The organism is Gordonia jinghuaiqii, from assembly GCF_014041935.1.
Classification (GTDB): Bacteria; Actinomycetota; Actinomycetes; order Mycobacteriales; family Mycobacteriaceae; genus Gordonia; species Gordonia jinghuaiqii.
This window is the reverse complement of the sequence record NZ_CP059491.1, coordinates 2,783,037-2,802,680: the sequence shown is the minus strand read 5'-3', so window position 1 is coordinate 2,802,680 and position 19,644 is coordinate 2,783,037. Positions and strand designations below refer to the sequence as shown.

The 19,644-nt window shown below is 66.2% G+C and carries 19 protein-coding genes; 2 read left to right on the top strand and 17 right to left on the bottom strand.

The features are described 5' to 3' along the window. Window positions 1-4: 4 nt before the first annotated feature. The 17 genes from H1R19_RS12445 to H1R19_RS12365 all read right to left on the bottom strand — a co-directional run bounded on the left by H1R19_RS12445 (window position 5) and on the right by H1R19_RS12365 (window position 17,394). A complete protein-coding gene (locus H1R19_RS12445; protein ID WP_188330267.1) occupies window positions 5-394 on the bottom strand; it encodes a VOC family protein in 390 nt (129 codons plus the stop codon). Next, window positions 391-675 (bottom strand): ArsR/SmtB family transcription factor, encoded by a 285-nt coding sequence (locus tag H1R19_RS12440; protein WP_188330266.1) that lies wholly within the window; start codon window positions 673-675, stop codon window positions 391-393. Before H1R19_RS12440 ends, H1R19_RS12445 begins: the two co-directional genes overlap by 4 nt. A gap of 119 nt (window positions 676-794) precedes the next feature. Then, complete coding sequence (locus tag H1R19_RS12435) at window positions 795-1,775, bottom strand: oxygenase MpaB family protein (protein ID WP_223205313.1); 981 nt, start codon at window positions 1,773-1,775, stop codon at window positions 795-797. 285 nt (window positions 1,776-2,060) lie between these two features. Next, entirely contained in the window at window positions 2,061-3,209 is a 1,149-nt protein-coding gene (locus H1R19_RS12430; protein WP_219849173.1) for a phosphotransferase, read from the bottom strand. A 102-nt stretch (window positions 3,210-3,311) separates the two neighbouring features. Then, window positions 3,312-4,112 (bottom strand): hypothetical protein, encoded by an 801-nt coding sequence (locus H1R19_RS12425; RefSeq protein ID WP_219849172.1) that lies wholly within the window; start codon window positions 4,110-4,112, stop codon window positions 3,312-3,314. A gap of 56 nt (window positions 4,113-4,168) precedes the next feature. Beyond that, window positions 4,169-5,440, bottom strand: coding sequence for an MlaD family protein (locus tag H1R19_RS12420; RefSeq protein WP_188330263.1), 1,272 nt, complete (start codon window positions 5,438-5,440; stop codon window positions 4,169-4,171). Beyond that, complete coding sequence (locus H1R19_RS12415) at window positions 5,440-6,561, bottom strand: MlaD family protein (protein WP_219849171.1); 1,122 nt, start codon at window positions 6,559-6,561, stop codon at window positions 5,440-5,442. Before H1R19_RS12415 ends, H1R19_RS12420 begins: the two co-directional genes overlap by 1 nt. Then, window positions 6,558-7,664: an MlaD family protein gene (locus tag H1R19_RS12410; protein WP_188330261.1), complete on the bottom strand. Its 1,107-nt coding sequence runs from the start codon at window positions 7,662-7,664 to the stop codon at window positions 6,558-6,560. The genes H1R19_RS12415 and H1R19_RS12410 overlap by 4 nt, the downstream gene beginning before the upstream one ends. Further along, a complete protein-coding gene (locus tag H1R19_RS12405; protein ID WP_188330260.1) occupies window positions 7,664-8,731 on the bottom strand; it encodes an MCE family protein in 1,068 nt (355 codons plus the stop codon). Before H1R19_RS12405 ends, H1R19_RS12410 begins: the two co-directional genes overlap by 1 nt. A 2-nt stretch (window positions 8,732-8,733) precedes the next feature. Next, window positions 8,734-9,777, bottom strand: coding sequence for an MCE family protein (locus H1R19_RS12400; RefSeq protein WP_188330259.1), 1,044 nt, complete (start codon window positions 9,775-9,777; stop codon window positions 8,734-8,736). Further along, window positions 9,774-11,144, bottom strand: coding sequence for an MlaD family protein (locus tag H1R19_RS12395; protein WP_219849170.1), 1,371 nt, complete (start codon window positions 11,142-11,144; stop codon window positions 9,774-9,776). Before H1R19_RS12395 ends, H1R19_RS12400 begins: the two co-directional genes overlap by 4 nt. Window position 11,145: 1 nt before the next feature. Then, the gene (locus tag H1R19_RS12390; RefSeq protein ID WP_188330258.1) at window positions 11,146-12,003 is read right to left on the bottom strand and encodes an ABC transporter permease; all 858 of its coding nucleotides are present in this window, start codon (window positions 12,001-12,003) and stop codon (window positions 11,146-11,148) included. Then, a complete protein-coding gene (locus H1R19_RS12385; protein ID WP_188330257.1) occupies window positions 12,003-12,887 on the bottom strand; it encodes an MlaE family ABC transporter permease in 885 nt (294 codons plus the stop codon). Before H1R19_RS12385 ends, H1R19_RS12390 begins: the two co-directional genes overlap by 1 nt. 112 nt (window positions 12,888-12,999) lie before the next feature. After that, entirely contained in the window at window positions 13,000-13,590 is a 591-nt protein-coding gene (locus H1R19_RS12380) for a TetR/AcrR family transcriptional regulator (RefSeq protein ID WP_219849169.1), read from the bottom strand. Between the two features lie 76 nt (window positions 13,591-13,666). Continuing rightward, on the bottom strand, window positions 13,667-14,935 hold the full coding sequence (locus tag H1R19_RS12375) for an FAS1-like dehydratase domain-containing protein (protein ID WP_188330255.1): 1,269 nt from the start codon (window positions 14,933-14,935) through the stop codon (window positions 13,667-13,669). After that, the gene (locus H1R19_RS12370; protein ID WP_219849168.1) at window positions 14,932-15,819 is read right to left on the bottom strand and encodes a mycofactocin-coupled SDR family oxidoreductase; all 888 of its coding nucleotides are present in this window, start codon (window positions 15,817-15,819) and stop codon (window positions 14,932-14,934) included. Before H1R19_RS12370 ends, H1R19_RS12375 begins: the two co-directional genes overlap by 4 nt. 3 nt (window positions 15,820-15,822) lie before the next feature. Continuing rightward, window positions 15,823-17,394 carry a class I adenylate-forming enzyme family protein gene (locus tag H1R19_RS12365; RefSeq protein ID WP_219849167.1) on the bottom strand — a complete coding sequence of 524 codons (1,572 nt, stop codon included), beginning with the start codon at window positions 17,392-17,394 and terminating at the stop codon, window positions 15,823-15,825. A 360-nt stretch (window positions 17,395-17,754) separates the two neighbouring features. Between H1R19_RS12365 and H1R19_RS12360 the strand changes: the two genes are divergently transcribed. Both H1R19_RS12360 and H1R19_RS12355 read left to right on the top strand, forming a co-directional pair. After that, window positions 17,755-18,759 (top strand): LLM class flavin-dependent oxidoreductase, encoded by a 1,005-nt coding sequence (locus tag H1R19_RS12360; RefSeq protein ID WP_219849166.1) that lies wholly within the window; start codon window positions 17,755-17,757, stop codon window positions 18,757-18,759. A gap of 90 nt (window positions 18,760-18,849) precedes the next feature. Beyond that, window positions 18,850-19,629 (top strand): FadR/GntR family transcriptional regulator, encoded by a 780-nt coding sequence (locus H1R19_RS12355; protein WP_188330251.1) that lies wholly within the window; start codon window positions 18,850-18,852, stop codon window positions 19,627-19,629. The last annotated feature ends 15 nt before the right edge of the window (window positions 19,630-19,644 follow it).

Here is a 19,644-nt window from a genome sequence, read left to right as displayed (position 1 = left end):
GGGGTCATTTCACCGCGGCGATCTGGATGAGGTTGCCGCAGGTGTCGTCGAAGACGGCGACGACCGCGGTACCGACGTCGGTCGGCTCCTGGGTGAACTCGACGCCGTGCTCACGCAGCCGCGTGTACTCGGCCTCGACATCGTCGACGGCGAACTGCGCCAACGGGATACCGTCCTCGACGAGCGCGTCCCGGTACGGCTTCACCGCGGGATGTCCGGCAGGCTCGAGGAGTAGCTCGGTCCCGTCGGGGGCCTCCGGCGAGACCACCGTCAACCACCAGGTGTCCTCCCCCAGCGGAATGTCGTGGTGCTTGGTGAAGCCGAGAACCTCGGTGTAGAACGCCAGTGCTTTGCGCTGGTCGTCGACGAAAATCGAGGTCAAGGCGATCCTCATGGCAGGTCCTTCCGTGGGCCCGGCCACCGCTCGGCGATCTCGGCGAGAGGGGTCGGATCGAAGTAATGGAACTTGGCGCGGCCGCGCTTCTCGGTGTGGACGAGGCCGGCGGATTCCAGCACGGCCAGATGCTGGGAAATCGCCTGCCGGGTCAGGCTCAATCCCCGACGCGTGGTCAGACGGCCACAGATCTCGAACAACGTCTGTCCGTCGCGGTCGGTGAGTTCGTCGAGAATCGCGCGCCTCGTCGAATCATCGAGAGCATGGAACATGTCGGCCATCGCAACTCACAATAGGCAAGCAGGCACTTGCATGTCAACGACCGGTCCGCAGCGGCAGATGTCCCGCAGACGATCATCTGCGGGACATCTGACGGCGACGATGGGTCTGGTGTCGGCCTCTACGGCAACGGTGCTCCGACGCGCTCGTAGGACTCGTAGACCTCTTTGATCTTCCCGTCCCGGAAGGACCCGAGGATTGCCTTGAGCGCACGACGCCGAACCGCGGCGACGGGGCGCGGGTACTGCCGCGTGTTCATCAGGTTCTGCGCCCACCGCGGGTGCAGGTCCTGGACCGCCCAGTGCACGAGCTTGAGGAGTGGCTGCTGCCACACCGGATAGCGCCACGGCGCGGTCGGGTTGAGCAGCTCGACGGTCGGCATCGTGATCGCCAGGAACGGCAGCGAGTCGGCGAGGTACTTGTCGACCCCCGCACCGGTCGTCGGCACATCGGCCCCGCCGAGTTCGCGGCCCATACGTGCGTAGTCGTGGAAGAACTCCTCGAGGCGCTCGTCGCTCAGGGGGTTCGGGTGGTAACGCTTGTGCGAGGCGGCCAGCGCCCACGCCTGCGTGCAGTAGTTCCAGGTGAGCAGATCGGGATCGTTCGCCCGGTAGGCGTGGCCGTCGGGGCGGACACCCTCGATGCGGTCATGCATGCCGCGCACGACCCGCGACACCCGCTCGGCGACGGGTGTCGAGCCCATCGCGACGCCGTAGAAGAACGACAAGGTGTGGCCGGCCCGCGACGCCATGGCCTTGTCGTCGAAATGTCCGGTGGGCACGCCGTTCTTCCGCTCCAGGGCGCGGGTGTGCTCGACCGCCATCCAGGCCATGTCCGGATGCAGCGTCTCCATCATCGCCGCCGCCGCCATCGCGATCTGCACGGTCGGCAGGTGCTCGTGGACGTACCAGACCGCACTGCCGGGACCGAACCAGCCCGGGTCGCCCTTCGGCTCGGTGAACTGGACGTTGCGGAAGAACTTGTCGCGAATCGCCTGGAACGATTTGTCCACCGCCCAGTCGAAGGCGGTGCGCTTGTGTGGGCCGAACTCGACTGCATGTACCGGCTCGACAGCGGGCCGCGATGTGTCTTGGATCACCATGCGTGACAGAGTAACGCGACATTCCGCTCGTATTCCAGTCGCTTTCAGTATGTGTTCGCGGTGCTGTCGGTGCAGTTGAAATCGTTGTTGTACAAAATGATTCGCCTGTGCAACGTGATGACTGACAGCGATGCTCGACAAGTGCTCGCATTCTGGTCGTCACGATCTGGCGGCGGTACCGAAAAGGACGCACCACCCGGGTGGGTGGTGCGTCCTGGACGTCGGTGCCTGGACGTCGGTGCCTGGACGTCGGTGCCTGGACGTCGGTGCCTGGACGTCGGTGCCTCAGGCCAGCGCCTTCTTGATCGCTTTGTCGACCTCGAGGTCCTCGACCATCGAATTCGCGGCGGCAAAGGCCAGTTCGACGCGGTCCGGCGGCTGCAGACCCGGCCAGACAGTGCAGATCGCGATCGAGTCCCAGGCGTCGAAGGCGAAGAACCGCAACGCTTGCCACGCCTGGTCGAAGGTCGGCACATCCTCGACACCGTGGTCGTCGAGCGTCTCGAGGTATGCCCTCAGGAGCTTCTCCTCGTTGCCGCGACGGATGTCGGCCGGCGTCGAGTGCGTCATGATGTAGCTGACCTCGCGAAGCCCCGGTCCACGGTGGATCACCTGCCAGTCGAGGAGGCCGGCGGTGCCATCGGGGCGCAGGTAGGTGTTCCCGATGTGGGAGTCACCGTGAAGCATGGTCTGCGGGCCCTCTTCCCACTTGGCGTGCAGCGCCTTGTCGTTCCGGTTGGCGAACTCGGCCATCCGTCTCGCCGCGGGCGGCAGCTCGACGCTCTCGTCGGCGAGGATCGTCTTGCGTGTCTTGCGGAACTGCCAGAGCAGCAACGGAAATCCGGGACGTGCCGATTCTGGTGCGATCCACGACAGATCGGAATGCAGGCGCGGGCTGTTCCAGAACTGGGCGTGCACGCCCGCAAGGGTGCGCAGACACGCTTCGACGCCGGGGAGGGTGATCTCGTTGAGAGTGAACGGGAATGTGCATCCGGCGGCTTCGAGGTCCTCGAGCACCAGCAGGTGGCGCGCTCCGTGGCCCGCATGCGCGAAGTGCGACTTGGGTGCGAGTGTGTCCGACAGTTGCGGCCGGATCTGGTCGTAGAACCTCACCTCGTTGACCGCCATGTCGAGCGCGGCCACCATGGTCCGGTTCTTGGCGTTGAGTGGAGTCGACTTGACGAAGACACTCGCGGGGAGACCGGCATCGAGTCCGGTGCGGTTCCACTGGATGCCGAGCCGGTTGCGGTCGGTGGTCCCGGATGTGCCGTCCAGACGGGTGACGCTCTCGGCGACCGCTCCGGGCGTCTTCGCGCTGAAGATCTTGGTCAGCCACGCCGCATCGACCTCGCCGACGCTGGTGGGTTTGGGCGCCGGCGCCCAGGGCGAGATCGCCAGCGACGTCTCGGCCAGGGCTTTGAGGGTTTGTTGCATGAATCGTCTCCCGCCATATGCAGGCGTCGGCGTCCGACGTCCCGATTGAACATAGTTTACTTCGTCAGCTATGTAGGGGGGTGTGATTCGGCCAGACCGCGATCAGGGCAGTTCGACCTTGGATGCGAGCCAGCGACCGTCGATCTTCTCCATGGTCATCACGATCCGGCTGCGATCGATCCGCGGGTCCGGGCTGGCGGTGTTGGTGACGGTCTGATCGACGAACAGCATCACCTCGACCTTGTTCGGCGACTGCGACTTGATGCCTGCATCGACGACGGTTCCCTTGCCGGTGGCCTGGTTGTCGACGAGCAACTGGCGGAGCTGGGAACTCGAACTCGCGTACATGTCCTTGAATTCGCCGGTGGCGCCGTCGAGTACGCGCGCGAAGTCCTTGTCGAGGTTGCGGGTGTCGATGCTCGTCAGGGCCACCGCGTAGCCTTCGGCCGTCCGCAGCGCCTCCTGCCCCGCGTTGTCCGCGTCGACGCGGTTCTTCAGTTGCAGGCCCAAGACGATCGCGAGAGCGGCCGCGGCGATCGCTATGATCGCGACGACGGCGAACACTGCGATACCCGCTGCGCGCCGACCGGAGCCCGTGCGGCGAGTGCCGCCCGTCGACCCACCGTCCCCCGGTGCAGCCCCGGATTCGGCATGCGCGGCATCGTCCGACTCGGCATCGGAGCCGGATTCCGTTCGCCTGGTGGATTTCTCGAGCGTGACGGTCTTCGACCTGCCCGACTTCGCGGCCTTGATCTTGTCGATGTTGCTTTTGGAGAAGGTGGACGACGAGGACTCCGACGGTTCGGTCTGGTTCGCCGCAGGTTCGCCGCTCTCGACCTCGGTGGCGTCGGTTTCGGTTGTCTCGGTGTCGTTCTGGTTCTCGTGCGAGATGTCGGCCTTCATGGTGAGTCCTTTCTCGAGGCGCGGGTGCTCGTGTCGCTGTCAGAGTGACGTGAGTGTCACTGCGGGGGCAACGGCAGCGGAACCTGCTGTCCTCCATAGGGCGTGGGAATGGACAGCGGCCCACGCGGGGTCGGATCTGCGGTCGCGCGCGGATCGACACCGGGCGGCGGACCGGAGAGGTATTCCTGCCCGGGCGGATGCGGTGCGTTCCGTGCACCGCGGACGAGGATCGCCGGGTCGGGGTCGTTGCAGTACGTGTAGAGGTAGGGCTCCGGGTAGTCCGGGATGGCCGGAGGTTTGCGGGGCAGGTCGTAGTCGCAGACATACCGGCCGTAGACATCGACGATCCCCCACGTCCCGCCGTCGCGGAATGTCGACCCGATCGCCTCGAGGACGGAACCGCGGTGGTCGGGGAAGATCGCCTCGAGTGCCGGCACACGGAGGTAGGACAGCTTGGAGATCGTCACCAGATTTCCGAGCAGCGCAACCATGGTGGGCGAGTTGTCGGTGAACATCGCGTCGACCGCGGACAGCGTGCTCGGACCCTGCTCGACCAACTGGCGGAACCCGCCGTCCATCCGGGCGACGCCGCTGAAGACGTTCCGCAGATCGGCCGACATGGCCTGGATCTGCGGGGCGGTCTCGCCCAGCGTCCCCAGGATCACTTTGCTGGACTTGAGCAGCGACGTGGTGTTCGGCAGCGCGGTGTGCAGGGTCGACAGCATGAAGATGCCGCCGTTGACGATGGAGTCGAGCTTGTCCACGCCCTGCGGCGAGACGCCGAGCTCCTGGACGATGATGCTCAACTCCTCGGGGTTCACTTGATCCAGCGTTCCCTGGAGTGCTTCGAGTACCTCGGCGATCGGGGTCGGCGTGGTGGTGCGCCGGGAGTCGATCACGGCGTCGTCGGTGAGGTACGGCCCGGCGCTGTCGACGGGCCGGAAATCCAGGTACTGCTCTCCCGCAGGAGACAGCCCCGACACTCGGACGGCGGTGTCCGCGGGGATCTTCGCTTCCGAGCTCACCCGGACCAGCGCGACGACACCGGACTCGTGGAGTTGCACCGCATCGACCTTGCCGATGGCGACACCTCGCATGGTCACGTCTTGCCCGGGTAGCAGACCACCGGACTGGAGGAGGTTCACGCGGATGCTGATCTGCGAGGCGCCGGGGTTGATGCGGAGCGCCCCGAACAACAGGTAGGCGACGCCGACGACCAGAGTGACCGCCAGCGCCACCGCGGACAGTCCCAGCCGCCGCCGGCGTCCCCAGCGCACGGCCCCCACGATGCCTGCGGCGACGGGTTCTGCGGCGCGTCGGACACCCATCACCGACCTCCTGTCGACTGGCGGTACAGCTTGTCCAGCAGATAAGTCAGACTGCCGATCACGTTGACGACATCGGTCGCGTCGGGAACACGCATTCCCGGGTCCGCCTTGTGATTCGGATCGTCGACCACGCCGAGGGCGATCGCCTCGATGTCGATGTTGGCGTGCGCCGAAGTCGAGCTGGCAGCCTTGATCAGCGGCGCGAGAATCGAATTCACCGCGTCCATGTCGGCGTCGGGGTTGAGCGATGCGAGGTTGAAGTAGTAGGACAGCTTGTTCATGTCGTCGATGGTGCTTCGGGTGTCGGTGTCGCGTACCGACGGGAACCGACCGATCAGCTCGGTGAGTCGATCCACATTGGACACCATGTCGAGCACCTGGCCGGTGTTGGCGGACACGGCGCCCACAGCCGGCGCTGCGGCGCTGATCGCGTCGGACAAGTCCTTCCGCCGAGCCCCGAGTGTGGCGGTCAGGTTGCTCGTGGTGCGCATCGCGCGATTGATCTCGCCGGACCGGTCGGCGAGCGTGGAGATCAGGTCGGTCGATTCGTCGACGAGGTGTGCGACCGTCTGCCCGTTCTCCCCGACGGCCGCGCCGAGTCCGTTGACGATCTTGGTCAGGTTCCGGATCGCTCCGCCGTTGACCAGTAGCGCACTGGTGGCGAGGACCTCCTCGACCGTGGCGGCCGACGACGTCTGGTCCGCCTCGAGCACGTCGCCGTTCTGCAGTCGGCCCCCGGTGTCCTTTCCCGGGGGTGGCGGCTCGAGTGCGACGAAGACGTCGCCCAGCGGTGTCGCGGAGCGCAACTCCGCGACGGTGCCGACCGGTAGTTCCGTCGACGACTGGATGCGAAGCTCCACCAGGGCGGTGAAGTCCTCGGCGTGCATCGCCGCCACCGATCCGACGTCCGCGCCCGCCACCCGCACCTTGGCGCCCTCAGGAAGATTGAGTGCGTTGGCGAACCGGGCGGAGAGTGTGTAGGTCTTGTCGGCGGCCCCCGGCGCCGGAAGCGGGACCTGTTCGAGCCCGACGCCACATCCGCTCACACCCAGCACTGCGGCCACGCCCAGGCCGAGTACCGCCGACGGACGCCCGCCACGCCGCCGAAACCGCCGGCTCATCGGGCGTTCTCCACGAGTGCGGCGAGAATCGACGAAGCCCCGAAGTCGGGCCCGAAATCCTGGAGTGTACCGGTGGCGCAACCGAGTTGGCGCAGACCGAGGAGGTTGCACACCTCCTTGACGCCCTGCCCGTCCAGGACCAGTTTGTCGACCAGGCCGTGGACACGCAGCGCGCCGGTCTCCTGATCGATGGCGTTGTAGACGTTGTCCATGAGCATCGGGGCGATGTCGAAGAACTCGGACAGGTTGCGCTGTTCGTCCGACATCACGGTGGTGACCGTGTTGCTGCTCGCGAGCATGCTCTTCAATGTGTCGCGGTTGGCCATCAGTAGAGCTTGCGTCTCTTTCATCAGGGCGTTCAGCTGCTTTCCGGTGGTCCCCGTGCCGAGGTCCTCGTCGGCGAGGAACCCGGACAGCTGCGCGAACCCGGACCCGAGGTCACGGATGACGGTGTTGTTGTCCGCGGCCGCCTGGCTCAGTTTTGCGAGGTTGGCCGCGATGGCGGTGATGTCGCGCCGGCTGTGTGCGCCGCCGTCTTCGCTGAGCCGAAGCGCCCGTTCGAGATCGCCGAGCGCATCGCGCATCGACTGGCCGTTGCCCTCGGTCATCGACACGCTCACCGCCAGGAGATCGGCGACCGGGCCTTCGCCCCCACCGTCGCCGCCCAGCTCCGCGGACAACCGTTCGACCATGCCGAGGATCCGGTCGAACTCGACGGGGGTGCGGGTGCGGTCCAGCCCGATCTTGTCGTCGTTTCCCATGACCGGCCCCCCGGTGTAGACCGGGCTGAACTCGACGTGGCGGTCGGTGAGGATGGAGGTCGAGACGGTCACGGCCTCGGCGGTCGCGGGTATCTTGATGTTCTTGTCGATCTCCATCTCGACGAGTGCGTAGCCGCCTTTCGCCTCGATCGAGGTGACCTTCCCGACTGACATTCCGAGCACGCTGACGGAGTTGCCGACGTAGAGCCCGTTGGCGTTGTCGAATTCCGCGGTCACCTTGATGGTTCCACCGCCGAGCGGACCGGAGCCGATCGAACACCCGGTGAGCAGGAGCGCGGCCACTGCGAGAACGAGCAACGGATGCGCGACGAGCCGTGACATCACTTGCACTCCTTGAAGTATTCGGCGAGTGACATCATTCGCGCCTGCCCGCTGACCGCGCACATCCACGAGTCGACGAGACTTCCCGCCGGCGCGTTGAACTCGAGGTTGTTGCCGTATCCCGTGGCATTGGCGAAGTTGCGGATGGGGACCGGCAAGATCTGGAATGTGTTGCGCAGGACGTCCTCTCGTTGGGAGACGGCGCCGAGCATGGTTTCCATGTTCTGGAGCAGAGTGGTCACCTGTGGACCTTGCACCCCGACGATCTGGTGCAGGTTGCCGATCAGCCGGGTGGTGGAGGCGATGAGGCGCTGCAGGGAACCGATCCGCGTGACGAGTTCGGTGACGAGCTGTTCACCGCGGATGACCATCTGACCCAGAGCCACCTGCTGATTGCGGATCGCGGTGGTCAGTTCGTTGGTGCTGGCGAGCAGCTGGCCGATCTGGGTACGGCGGTCGGCGATGATCGACGAGAGATTCTCGATGTTCTCGAGCGCTTGCGGGATCACGTAGGGCGCGCCGTCGAGCTGTTCGGACAGCACGGTCATGGACTCCGCGATCCGTTCGGCGTCGACCTGCTCGAAGGTGGTCGTGGCGTTCGCGAGAGCTGTCTGGAGATCGTAGGGCACGGTGGTGTTGGCCAGCGGGATCACGTCGTCGGGGATGTCGCCGTTGCCTGCGGGCTGGATCTCGACATATCGCGAACCGAGGAGCGTGGTCAGCTTGATGGCGGCCTTGGTGTCGGCCCCGAGGTCGACGTCGCCGTCGATCTTCATCGAGACGACCACCCGGTCGCCGGCGAGTCGGACATCGCGCACCGTGCCGATCGGCACCCCGGCAGCAGTCACCTGATCACCACCCGAGATCTGGGCGGCCTGGGCGAATTCGGCGTCGACGGTGTTGTCGCCGACGCCGAGGCGACCGATGCCGACGATGCCGAGCACGACCAGCGCCAAGATGAGGATCGCGCTGACGCCCAGCGTGAACCGGCTCTTGTCCTCCAGCCTGCCCTTGACGGGATTCGACAGCTTGGGGCGCTTGAGGGAACCGACGACTTTGTTCAGCATGCTCACCTGCAGACCGGGGATTGTTTGACCTTGCCGCCGGGGGTCACGCCGGCGAGGATGCCCGGGAGCATGTGTGACAGCCCCGGGATGATGGTCACGTTGACGTTGCAGAGATAGGCGTTGGCGGCGGTGCTCTCCTGGGAGAAACGGGCCAGTCCCTTCATCGCCAACGGGACGTTGTAGAACAGGTAGGCGAACTTCTCCGCGTTGGACACGATGTGGCCGGTGAATCCTGGTTCCCGCGCGATCAGTGCCGAGAGACTGGGTTCGATGTCGTTGAACAGCACCGCGGTTCGGCCGAGCGTTGTGGTCATCTGATCGATCGAACTGATGAACTCGCCCTGGCGGGAGTTGAGGGTGGTGAACACATCACGCATGTGTCCGATGAGTGATTCCACGCTCCCCGACTGCCCGGCCAGCGATGCGGTGACCTTGTCGAGGCTGATGATCATGTCGCCGAGGACGTTGTCGGGGCCGGCGAACGACTCGGCGAGTGTCGACGTCTGCGCGATCAGTGAGGTCAACGACCCCGAATCACCTTGCAGCGCAGTGATGATGGTCTGGGTGATGTTCTGCACCTGGTCCGGGTCGAGAACGCTGAACAGTGGCTCGAAGCCGTTGAGCAGTCCGGCGATGTCGAACGACGGCTCGGTCCGTTCGACGGGGATCTCACCGCCCTCCCCCAACGGCTCGGCCGCGGAGTCGGTGCCGCCGGCGAGCAACCCGAGGTAACGCTGTCCGATGATGTTCTGATAGGTCACCGACGCACGGGTGTCGGTGTAGAGCGTCTGGTCGTTCTGCACCTCGAAGGTCACCCGGGCAACCGTCTTGTCGAGTTCGATCTTGTCGACCCTGCCCACACGGACCCCCGCGACCCGGACGTCGTCGCCGGGGCGTAGTCCGCTCACATCGGTGAAGACCGCGCTGTAGTCACGTGTCGGACCGCTGACGTTGCGCTGGAGCGTGACGAACACGAACCAGGACAGCACCAGCGAGACGACGAGGAACAGCACCAAGGTGATCAGCGATCTGCGGAACGTGGTCATCGAGGTCCTCCGGTCCCGGGTCGTCGTGCATCGGCGTCACCGGTGTCCGGCCGGACGTCGACCTTGTTGCCGCGCAACAACGGGGCGAGGAGCATCATCGCGGCCGGAGTCGCATCCTTGCCCAGGATCTTGCGGAGCGCCTCGAGTTCTGCCTTGCTCCCGACCGGCCCGACGTTGCCGCCCATGAGCCCCGGCGGCAGCTTGTAGCCGGGCGGGACCTCGTATCCGGTGGGCAGCCGGTACTTCTTCGGGTCGAGGGCTGCGGGAAATCCGTAGGGCTTCGCGGTGACCGGGGCGGTCTTGCAGCTCGCACCCTCGAGCCGGCCGTAGCGGGGGCAGTCCGCTCGCACGTAGGTGTGGTTGGGCGAGAGGGACAGGATCATCTTGGATGTCGCCAGACCGGTCTCGGCGTCGTAGACGTGTTCGTTGAATCTGTCGGCCACGACGGCGAGCCGGGTCGTGATCGGCACGAACGTGGCGGCGTTGTCGGCGAGTACACCGATCACCGGCGTCAGGTTGGTCGAGATGGTGATCATCCGGTCGGTGTTGTTGTTCATCGCGGTGACCGTGGTGTCGAGGGTCGTGGCGCCGGCGGACAGGAAGTCGGTGAGCGCCATGTCCTTCTCCGCGAGGGTGCGCATCGGTACCACCGAGCTGTGCACCGCGTCTAGAAGTTCGGGGGCGGACCGATCCAGACCTCGGACCGCCTCGTTGAACGCGCGGATCGTCGACGGCCCGTCGCCCGGGGCCATCAGGGCGTTGGTCTCGGTGACGATCTGTTCGAGCTGCCGGCCGGCCGTCACGAGGTCGTCACCCCGTCGATCGGTCGCCTCGGCGAGCGCGGTGATGACACCGATGGTCGAGTCCGAACGGGACCGGCTCATCGCGCGGACGATGTCGCGCAGCTTGGTCAGCGCGGTCTGGAACTGGATGGTCGCCTCGCTGTCGTCCTGGAAGATCTCGGCGCCGTCGGTGATATGTGGTGCCGTGCCGTTGTCGATCAGCTGGATCGACGAGACCGCGAAGACGTTGCCCGGCACGACTCGCGCGGTCACCGTGGACGGGATTCCGGCCACGTGCTCGGGTTTCAGATCGATGTCGACGATGTTGGTCCCGCCGTCGATCGCGGGTATCACGTCGCTGACCGCGCCCACCAGGACGCCGCGGTACTTGACGTCGGAGCGGGTGGGCAGTCCGTCGCCGACCTCGGCGAGCATCGCCTTGACCTCGACGTGTTCGTCGAGATCGCCGTTGGACTTGGCGATGAGCACGCCGACCACGATCGCTGCGACGATGATCGTCGCCACACCCCGCAACCACAGATGCTGGTTACCGAGTCGGCGTTCGGCTTCGTAGGGGTATTTCATCTCAGCCACCGAACCTGGCGCCGGCGTTGACTCCCCAGAGTGCCATCGTCAGCAGCATGTTGACGATGATCATCACGGTGATCGCAGTTCTCATCGCGCGCCCGGCAGCGACTCCCACGCCCTGTGGTCCGCCGGAGGCGTAGAAGCCGTAGTAGCACTGAATGGTCGTCGTGATGGTCACGAACACAACGGCTTTGAGGATCGAGTAGGCGATGTCGGTGCCGTTGAGGACAAGAGTGAAGTAGTGCAGATAAGTGCCGGGGGAACCGGCACCCGACAGGCTGACGACCAACTGGCAGACGAGGTAGTTGACGCCGAGGCACACGATGTAGAGCGGGATCACCGCCACCACCGAGGCGAGCAGCCTCGTGGTCACCAGGTACGGCACCGGCCGGATCGCGATGGCCTCCATGGCGTCGATCTCCTCGGAGATCCGCATCGCGCCCAGCTGTGCGGTGAATCGGCAGCCCGCCTGCGCGGCAAAGGCCAGCGCGGCCATGATGGGAGCGAGCTCACGGGTCGAGGCGAACGAGGAGATGAAGCCGGTGGCCGGCCCCATGCCGAGCAACTCGAGCGCGCTGTAGCCCTCGATGCCGACGATCGCGCCGGCGGTGGCCCCGAGCACGATGATGACGCCTGCGGTTCCGCCGCCGACCACGATCGAGCCGTTGCCCCATGTGACATCGGACAGCACGCGGGCGAACTCGCGCTTGTAATGCAGCAGCATCGCGGGAATGGAGATGACCGCCCGCAGGAAGAAGGTCATCATGTGGCCGACCTGGGAGATCGGTTCACCCAGGCTGCGCACTCTGGCGAGGACCGGGCCGACACCCGGCGGGTAGTACCGCGCGACGGCCATCAGAATCCCTGCCGCGGGAATGCGAGCTCGTAGACCTGGGTGAAGACCACGTTGACGATCATCAGCAGCAGGATCGAGGCGACCACGGCAGCGTTCACCGCGTTGGCGACGCCGGCCGGACCGCCCTTGGCGGACAGGCCTTTCTGGCATCCGACGATGGTGACGATCGCGCCGAAGACGACCGCCTTGATCATCGTCAGGATGAAGTCGCCGACCGTGGCGAAGGACGCGAAGGTCGACACGAAGCTGCCGGGCGTCCCGTCCTGGATGAAGGTGTTGTAGAGGTAGCCGGCGAAGAAGCCGACGAAGCAGGTGAGGCCGGTGAGTGCGATCGACACCACGATTCCGGCGGCGAGACGTGGCGAGACCAGCCGGCGGACCACCTGGACACCCATCACCTCCATGGCATCGATCTCCTCGCGGATCTGGCGTGACCCGAGGTCGGCGCAGATGGCCGATCCGACGGCTGCGGCCATGAGGATCGCGGCCACGAGTGGCGCGCCCTGCCGGATGACGGTGAGGCCGCTGGCCGCGCCCGCGAGGGAGGTCGCGCCGACCTGACCGGCGAGAAGTGCGAACTGGATGGAGAGGGTCACGCCGATCGGGATCGCGACGAGGAGCGTGGGAAGCACCGCGGTGCGGGCCATGAAAGCGGCTTGCTCCACGAATTCGCGGTAGGGGAACTTCCGCGTCACGATGTCGGCGAACAGCCACTGGACCGAACGGACCCCGAGGACGAATTGCTCCCCGACCGTCTCGAGCGAAGCCTTCGGGTGGCGCTCGACGTAACCGCTACCCCACTCCCCGATCTCCCCGACCGCCCCGATCTCCGTCTCAGCACTGCCCGGTTCCGGGCCGCGTTGCGGATCGGACGCTATGGTCATTGGAACTCCTACCCCCCGATTCCGGCGTGGCTCACATCACGACGAACGAACCGAGCGTACCTAGTTAGACAACTGTTGTTCTCCGTTTTACGAAACCGGACATATGGCCAGGTCAACGCTCCGCATGGCGGTCAGGCGGGAGTTGATGTGTCGGTGCCACGAGCGTGCCGAGGAGCCGCGAGAGTTCGGTGACGAACTCGTCACGCGGGATGTCGGGCCGGTCCAGGACGTAACGCACACTGAGCTGCTGGACAGACTGGAACGCCATCCACACCAGCGTCGACGACCGGTCGGTGGTGTCGCCGAGCGGGGTGGCGAGCAGGTACTGCGCGATCATCTCCCGGGCGCGTTCCTCGACCCGTCGGATCTCGGTGGATCCACCGAGCCTCGGCATCTGCTCGACGAGGACGCGGACGAGTTCACGATTCTCTTCGGCCGCGGTGAGTGCGGCGTCGACCACGGACAGGATCTGGTCCTGAGGTGGCGCCTGGGTCCCGACCTCGAGAGCGGCGAGCAACTCGGCGGCGATCTTCTGGATCATCCGCTCCACCGTCATGGCGACGATGGCGTCCTTGTTGGGGAAGTACTGGTACAAGCTGCCCGGACTGATCTCCGCCTCGTCGGCGATACGGTGTGTGGAGACGCCGTCGTACCCGCGCTCGATCAGCAGCGTCGAGCACGAGTCCAGGATTCGGGCGACCATCCGCTGTGAACGCTCCTGCCGCGGAACCTTTCGCGGCATCTGCCGTGACACGTGTGCCTCTCCCGGGTGTCGGCGGCTACGCCATGCCGTTGTGGCGCAACGTCTCCCCGACTTTCCCGCCGATCCTGCTGACCACCTGCGCCCCACGACGGCGTAAGTCGTCGTCCGGTTCGGGCAGGACCACTGCTCCCAGCGTCCGGGAGGGCAACAGTACCTTCGCCGTCCCGCGCGTGGTCGCCTCGCCGCGCTGGCTCGTGGCGGCGACCTCGAGTGTGACGGGGTCGCTCGGTGTGGGTCCCCGCTCGATCACCCGGCCCGTACACAGGTGGGTGTCACCGTGATAGTTGAAGCCGCGCATGGTCAGATCCATCTCGACGATCCAGCCGTCGTCGCCGATCCAGTTCGTCAGCAGGTGACTCACCCAGGCCGCGCGCATCTGGCCGTAGTCGTAGGCCGCGGGGATACCCAGTTCTCGGGCGCGCGCGGAATCCCAGTGCAGCCGTTGCACAACCTCTGGCATCCCGTACTCATCCGGTTCGTAGAACGCAGGCATACGCTGACGTGCCTGATGGGCGTACTTGAGGGGACCGATGCCGTATCCGCCCCACCCCCAACCCATGTGCATGCTGACGATGTCGACCACACCGAGCGGTCCCTTCATCACGCTGGGGAGCTCGGTGTCGGCGCTGACGTCCTCCCACCAGTTGGGCTCGGCTCCCCGGCGGAGCTCGGCCTCGTAGGCCGCCTCGACTTCGTCGAGCTCCTCCGGCGTCCAGCGTTTGCGCTCGATGTCCCGGAGCTTGCCCGCCTTCTTGGAACCGCTGCGCTCGGCGTTGATGTACGACTCGTCGCGGGTCGCGATCGGCCGGCCCGCGGCGTCGACATAGAGGTGTCGGTAGGTCTCCTTCACCGAACGACCGCCGGAGAACGAGCTCTCCTTGACCTGCACGTCGAGGGTGTAGACCTCGGAGTAGACCGCATTGCCGGCGTAGATGGGTTGGTACCACGTCCATTTCACGCCCGAGTAATACTTCCCGGTGCCCCGGAACAGGCCCCGGAACAGTTTCTTGGATGCATCGTCGTCGAAGGCCGGGGTCTGATCGAGACCGGTGGTGATGGGATACGTCGGCGGGGCGATCTGGCCGTGCCACCGTGTCGTGCGTCCGTAGTCGGGGTCGTGGAACAGCGGGTTGTCGTCGCCGCAGCCGAACGCGAAGTGACTGATCGAGTCCGACTGCGGCAGCTTGTTCCACGGGATGTCGCGTTGTCTGACCGGGATACCGATCTGCGCGCGGGCCCGTTCGATGTCCTCGTCGGTGATCTGTCCGGTGGTGGAGGTGGTCATCGGCGGCCTCCTCGGCCCAGGATTGCACCGGCGTCGATCGTGAGGTCGAGGCCGGTGACGTAGCGGGATGCGTCCGAGGCGAGGTACACGACCGCCTCGCTGACGTCGGCGGGTTCGATCCACGGAACCTCGGGCATGGCCTGCAACGACGCGAACGCGTCGGTCACGTCATCGGGACCGGGGTCGGCCAGGTCGGGCCGGAACTGTCTGTACATCGGCGTGCTCTGCAACATCGGTGTGTTCACGTTGGTGGGATGGATGATGTTGGCGCGGATGGACTTCGGCGCGAGTACCTGGGCGAGGCGATGGACATAGGTGGTCAGCATCTCCTTGGCGAGGACGTAACCCGCACCACCGGCACCCGATGGGCCTCCCTGAGAGCCCGCGGCCAGCAGTGCCGCAACCGAACCCGTGGCGATGATCGACGCGCCGGCGTTCAGGTGAGGCAGGCCCCCGTGGATGGTGTTCGTCGCGCCCACCAGGTCGACGTCGAAGGCGTCGGCGAAGGCTTCGAGCGGGCCGTCTCCGAGCGGACAGATCCCGGCGTTGGCGACCACGATGTCGAGGTGGCCGAACTCGGCGACCGCCGCCGCGACGGCCGCGTCGATCGCTGCTCGGTCGCGGACATCGACCTCGGCGGAGATGGCTCGACGTCCGGTCTTCTCGACCTCGAGCACCGCCTCCTCGAGATCGCGCGGGGTGGCCAGCGGGTACCCGTTGGTCTCGATGTCGCGGCACAGATCGAGCAGGATGATGTCGGCGCCCTCCTCGGCCAGCCGGACGGCGTGGCTCTTGCCCTGTCCGCGCGCCGCGCCGGTGACCAGCGCGACCTTGCCTGCCACCCGCCCCGTGGGAGTGCCGGCGGTGCCCCTTGTATCGGTCATCGTCTAGTCCTTTCCCACCGACGACTGTAGGTCTCGGGAGGTTGTGTCGGGTGCGAATCCGTCGGCAGGCGCGGCGGATTCGAACATCTCGAGAAGTCGGCGCCGGTCGACTTTCAGGGAGGCGCTGCGGGGCAGCTCGTCGAAGACGTGGACGGCGACCGGGACCTCATACGGTGTCAGCTGGGAGCGGCAGTGATCGCGCAACTCGGCTCCGCTCGGCATCCGAGCACCGCGACGGAGCTCCACACCCGCCACCGGCACGTACCCGAGCCGCGTGTCGGGGACCCCTGCCACGGCGACGTCGGCGACACTCGCGTGTGACCGCAGCGCGCGGGCCACGACCTCCGGCGACACCTTGAACCCCCCGCGGATGATGACGTCGTCGGCACGACCGTCGATGTAGAGGAATCCGTCGGCGTCGAGGTGGGCGAGGTCGCTGGTCGTCGTCCAGTCGGCATCGGTGCCCGACTGATGTGATCGGACGCGTAGGCGGCCGGTGACCCCGGTGGCCACCGGGCTGCCGTTCTCGCCCACGACGCTGAGCTCGACGCCGGGGAACGGGCGACCCACGCTGCCCTTCTTGTTCTTCCACGATGCGCGGAAGTCCTTGATGGTCCAGCCGGCGACCGCGCCGGAGAACTCGGTGGCGCCGTAGACGATCAGGACGGCGATGCCGTACCTGTCGACGAACGCGTCGACGAGATCGGGGTCCACGGGACTCGTGCCGGCGTTGACTGCACGCAGGCTCGAGAGATCTTCGGCCGGAACGTCGGCGTCGAGGACGGTGCCGATGGCGGCGCCGGGCAGACCGGCCACGATCGGCCGGTGTTCGCGGATGGCCGCGCGCCAGCCGTCGATGGTGAACCGTTCCAGGATCGCGAGGGGCCGGGCCTGGACGAGTCCCTGGATCAGCGCCCACATCCCGCCGATGTGCACGATCGACAGGGTGATCAGCGCCGGCCGGCCGATGAAGGGCAGCGCCTCGGCGGGTGCGACCCCGGCATGAGCCGCCGCGGAGTGCAACGACGCATTGATCTGGCTGTAGGTCAGCGGAATTCGCTTCGGTTCGCCGGTGGTTCCGGACGTGCGCATCTCGACGGCCACCCCGTGGGATTCGGTCGGTGCCGGGGAATCTCCGGTGCAGCGCAGCGTGATCGGTGCATCGAACGCGAGGGAGAATCCCCATGCGCGGGAATCCCCGGTCGCCGCCACGAATTCGGCGTCATCCCAATACTGGGGAGTGGCCAGGACGGCGACCGGGTCGCTCTGGCGGAGATCAGCTGCCAAACGGGCCGGGGGTTGCAGCGGGTTGAGTGTGACAAGCGTGCGTTCGGTGCGGAGCACCGCGATCAGCGCGGCAATCGACTCCAGCCGGTTTCCGAGGACCATGGCGACGCGGCTGCCCGGCCCCAGCCCGGCGTCGGCGAGAACGTCCTCGATCGACTCGACGAGGTGTCGCATTCCTCCCCAGGTGAACCACTCTCCGTCGCTGTGGACCATTCGGGCGTCGTCGGGGGCCTCCCACAGTCGGTCCAGGGAGTACGGGATCCCGGCCGGCGGGGTCTTCGGTGTCATCGGCAGGTTCCTGTCTGGGCCTGTTCGTCTGGTGGCCTGTCGTTCCCGGGACCCGTTCGGCAGCGTGCGGGACCGAGTGCTGTGGTGGCGCGGGGCGGGGCCGTTCTGTGTGAAAGCCTGCGGACGCCCGCGTGACGCCGCCGCACAGGTAGATTACATAGTTCACTAGGTGAACGTGGAAGGAATCGCGGTTTGGTCTGAGGGCCGATGGTCGCGCCCCTGTTCGACCGACGTCCGTACTGCATATCGGACTTTACCTGTATCACTAAGTGATATTGCTTATGCTCGCGAAGGGGATCGGATCATCGATCCGCCCGGCACACTGGGTGCCCGGGACCGGCTGAACGTGTGGAGGACCGAATGCAGTGGGGCCTGCCCTGGCCGGGAGCCGATCAAGCCCGTGCCGCCGAAGCGGCCGGTGCGGTCGCCTTCTGTACCGGCGAATTCGCCGATGTCGATGCGTACGTCACCTCCACGGAGATGGCGTTGGGTACCGCGTCCGCGCATTTCGGACCCGGTATCGCCTATGCCTTCGCGCGCTCGCCATTCGTGCATGCCTCGGCAGTGCGTCACCTCCATCGACTGGCTCCCGGGCGAGTGTTCCTCGGTCTCGGTGCAGGCAGCTTTCGCATGAATCGCGACTGGTTCGGTGTCGACTCCGACCACGCCGCGCCGCGCATGTCCGAGCTGGTCCACGCGATCCGGGCGTTTCTCTCCGCCGAGAACGGTCAGCGGATCCGGTTCGAGGGCCGCTTTTACTCGATCGACGCAGACGTGCGCGCCCCGGTGCTCGGCGCTCTCGACGTGCCGATCCTCATCGGCGCGTTCAACAAGTACATGGTGCGCGCCGTCGGGCGCGACGCCGACGGAATTCTCGGGCACGGGATCTTCACCGATCGGTGGTGGTCAGAGTCGGTGGCACCGGAACTAGAGGTCGGTGCGGCCGACTCCGGGCGGGCGGTCGGGGAGATCACCCGATGGGGATGGGTGATCACCGCCGTCGACGACGAGGACCCGGTGGCGGCGATCGCCGCGGCGCGGCGCCAGATCGCCTTCTATCTCACGGTCAAAACCTATGACCCGCTCGTCGAACTCCATGGCTGGCAGGATGAGGTGACGGCGATCCGGCGCGCATTCCGCGAGAACCCCACCACCATCGGCGACCATGTGACCGATGACATGCTGTGGGCGATCGCGGTATGCGGCGACACGGCGCAGGCCGGTGAGATGCTGGGGAAGCGCACCGATCTGCCGGACGTGGGCTTCTTGTCCTGTCCCAGCTTCCTCGTCGGCCGGCGGGCGCGGGCGAAGTACACCGATGCGGCAATCGGCTTCGCCGCCGACCAACTCGCCCCGAATGGGTAGAATCCACATGTATCACTGAGTTGGACAACTCAGCCTGATCATCTCACTCACGTCCCGGGATCGTCCCGTCGACGCAGGAGGAAGGTGCCCATGACCAAGCCCGTCAATCTGGCTCCGATGATGGTGCCGACCACGTCAGGTGCCATCCGCTCACCGAAGACCGCGGAACTCGTCGCCCGCACCCTCCGTCGGATGATCGTCGACGGTCAGCTCACCGAGGGTGACTTCCTCCCCCACGAAGCCGACCTGATGACACACTTCCAGGTTTCGCGCCCCACTCTGCGCGAGGCCGTTCGGGTCCTCGAGTCCGAGCGCCTCGTCGAGGTCCGGCGCGGGTCGCGGACCGGCGCGCGTATCAGGATTCCGGGACCCGAGATCGTTGCGCGTCCCGCCGGGTTGTTGCTGGAACTCTCCGGCACAAAGCTGGCCGAGGTCATGCAAGCCCGCATGGTCATCGAGCCGGCGGCGGCGGAGATGCTCGCGGCCACCGCGAACACCGAGGCGTTCGACGAACTCCAGTCGATCATCGACGTCGACCTCAAGGAGGCGTATGAGAACGGCACCCTCGCCCAGGCGTCGGTGTACTTCCATCGCCGGATGATCGAGCTGTCGGGCAACTCCGCGATGGCGATGATCGCCGGGATGCTCAACGAGATCGCCGAACGACACATCGCCACCACCATCCACGACGGTCCGATGAGCCGTCCCCAGTACAACAAGCTGATCCGGTCTTACCAGAAGCTCGTCGATCTCGTCCGCTCCGGTGACGGCGCCGCGGCATCGGCGCACTGGCAGCGCCACATGGAGAACTCGAACAAGGCGCTTCTCGCCGGTCACGAGGCCACCCGCGTGCGCGACGTGATGGAGTGAGCGTTCGTCCGTGCC

Excerpts from the sequence above, each read along its gene's own strand:
- H1R19_RS12445 (WP_188330267.1), bottom strand. The coding sequence starts at position 394 with ATGAGGATCGCCTTGACCTCGATTTTCGTCGACGACCAGCGCAAAGCA.
- H1R19_RS12440 (WP_188330266.1), bottom strand. The coding sequence starts at position 675 with ATGGCCGACATGTTCCATGCTCTCGATGATTCGACGAGGCGCGCGATT.
- H1R19_RS12435 (WP_223205313.1), bottom strand. The coding sequence starts at position 1,775 with ATGGTGATCCAAGACACATCGCGGCCCGCTGTCGAGCCGGTACATGCA.
- H1R19_RS12430 (WP_219849173.1), bottom strand. The coding sequence starts at position 3,209 with ATGCAACAAACCCTCAAAGCCCTGGCCGAGACGTCGCTGGCGATCTCG.
- H1R19_RS12425 (WP_219849172.1), bottom strand. The coding sequence starts at position 4,112 with ATGAAGGCCGACATCTCGCACGAGAACCAGAACGACACCGAGACAACC.
- H1R19_RS12420 (WP_188330263.1), bottom strand. The coding sequence starts at position 5,440 with ATGGGTGTCCGACGCGCCGCAGAACCCGTCGCCGCAGGCATCGTGGGG.
- H1R19_RS12415 (WP_219849171.1), bottom strand. The coding sequence starts at position 6,561 with ATGAGCCGGCGGTTTCGGCGGCGTGGCGGGCGTCCGTCGGCGGTACTC.
- H1R19_RS12410 (WP_188330261.1), bottom strand. The coding sequence starts at position 7,664 with ATGTCACGGCTCGTCGCGCATCCGTTGCTCGTTCTCGCAGTGGCCGCG.
- H1R19_RS12405 (WP_188330260.1), bottom strand. The coding sequence starts at position 8,731 with ATGCTGAACAAAGTCGTCGGTTCCCTCAAGCGCCCCAAGCTGTCGAAT.
- H1R19_RS12400 (WP_188330259.1), bottom strand. The coding sequence starts at position 9,777 with ATGACCACGTTCCGCAGATCGCTGATCACCTTGGTGCTGTTCCTCGTC.
- H1R19_RS12395 (WP_219849170.1), bottom strand. The coding sequence starts at position 11,144 with ATGAAATACCCCTACGAAGCCGAACGCCGACTCGGTAACCAGCATCTG.
- H1R19_RS12390 (WP_188330258.1), bottom strand. The coding sequence starts at position 12,003 with ATGGCCGTCGCGCGGTACTACCCGCCGGGTGTCGGCCCGGTCCTCGCC.
- H1R19_RS12385 (WP_188330257.1), bottom strand. The coding sequence starts at position 12,887 with ATGACCATAGCGTCCGATCCGCAACGCGGCCCGGAACCGGGCAGTGCT.
- H1R19_RS12380 (WP_219849169.1), bottom strand. The coding sequence starts at position 13,590 with ATGGTCGCCCGAATCCTGGACTCGTGCTCGACGCTGCTGATCGAGCGC.
- H1R19_RS12375 (WP_188330255.1), bottom strand. The coding sequence starts at position 14,935 with ATGACCACCTCCACCACCGGACAGATCACCGACGAGGACATCGAACGG.
- H1R19_RS12370 (WP_219849168.1), bottom strand. The coding sequence starts at position 15,819 with ATGACCGATACAAGGGGCACCGCCGGCACTCCCACGGGGCGGGTGGCA.
- H1R19_RS12365 (WP_219849167.1), bottom strand. The coding sequence starts at position 17,394 with ATGACACCGAAGACCCCGCCGGCCGGGATCCCGTACTCCCTGGACCGA.
- H1R19_RS12360 (WP_219849166.1), top strand. The coding sequence starts at position 17,755 with ATGCAGTGGGGCCTGCCCTGGCCGGGAGCCGATCAAGCCCGTGCCGCC.
- H1R19_RS12355 (WP_188330251.1), top strand. The coding sequence starts at position 18,850 with ATGACCAAGCCCGTCAATCTGGCTCCGATGATGGTGCCGACCACGTCA.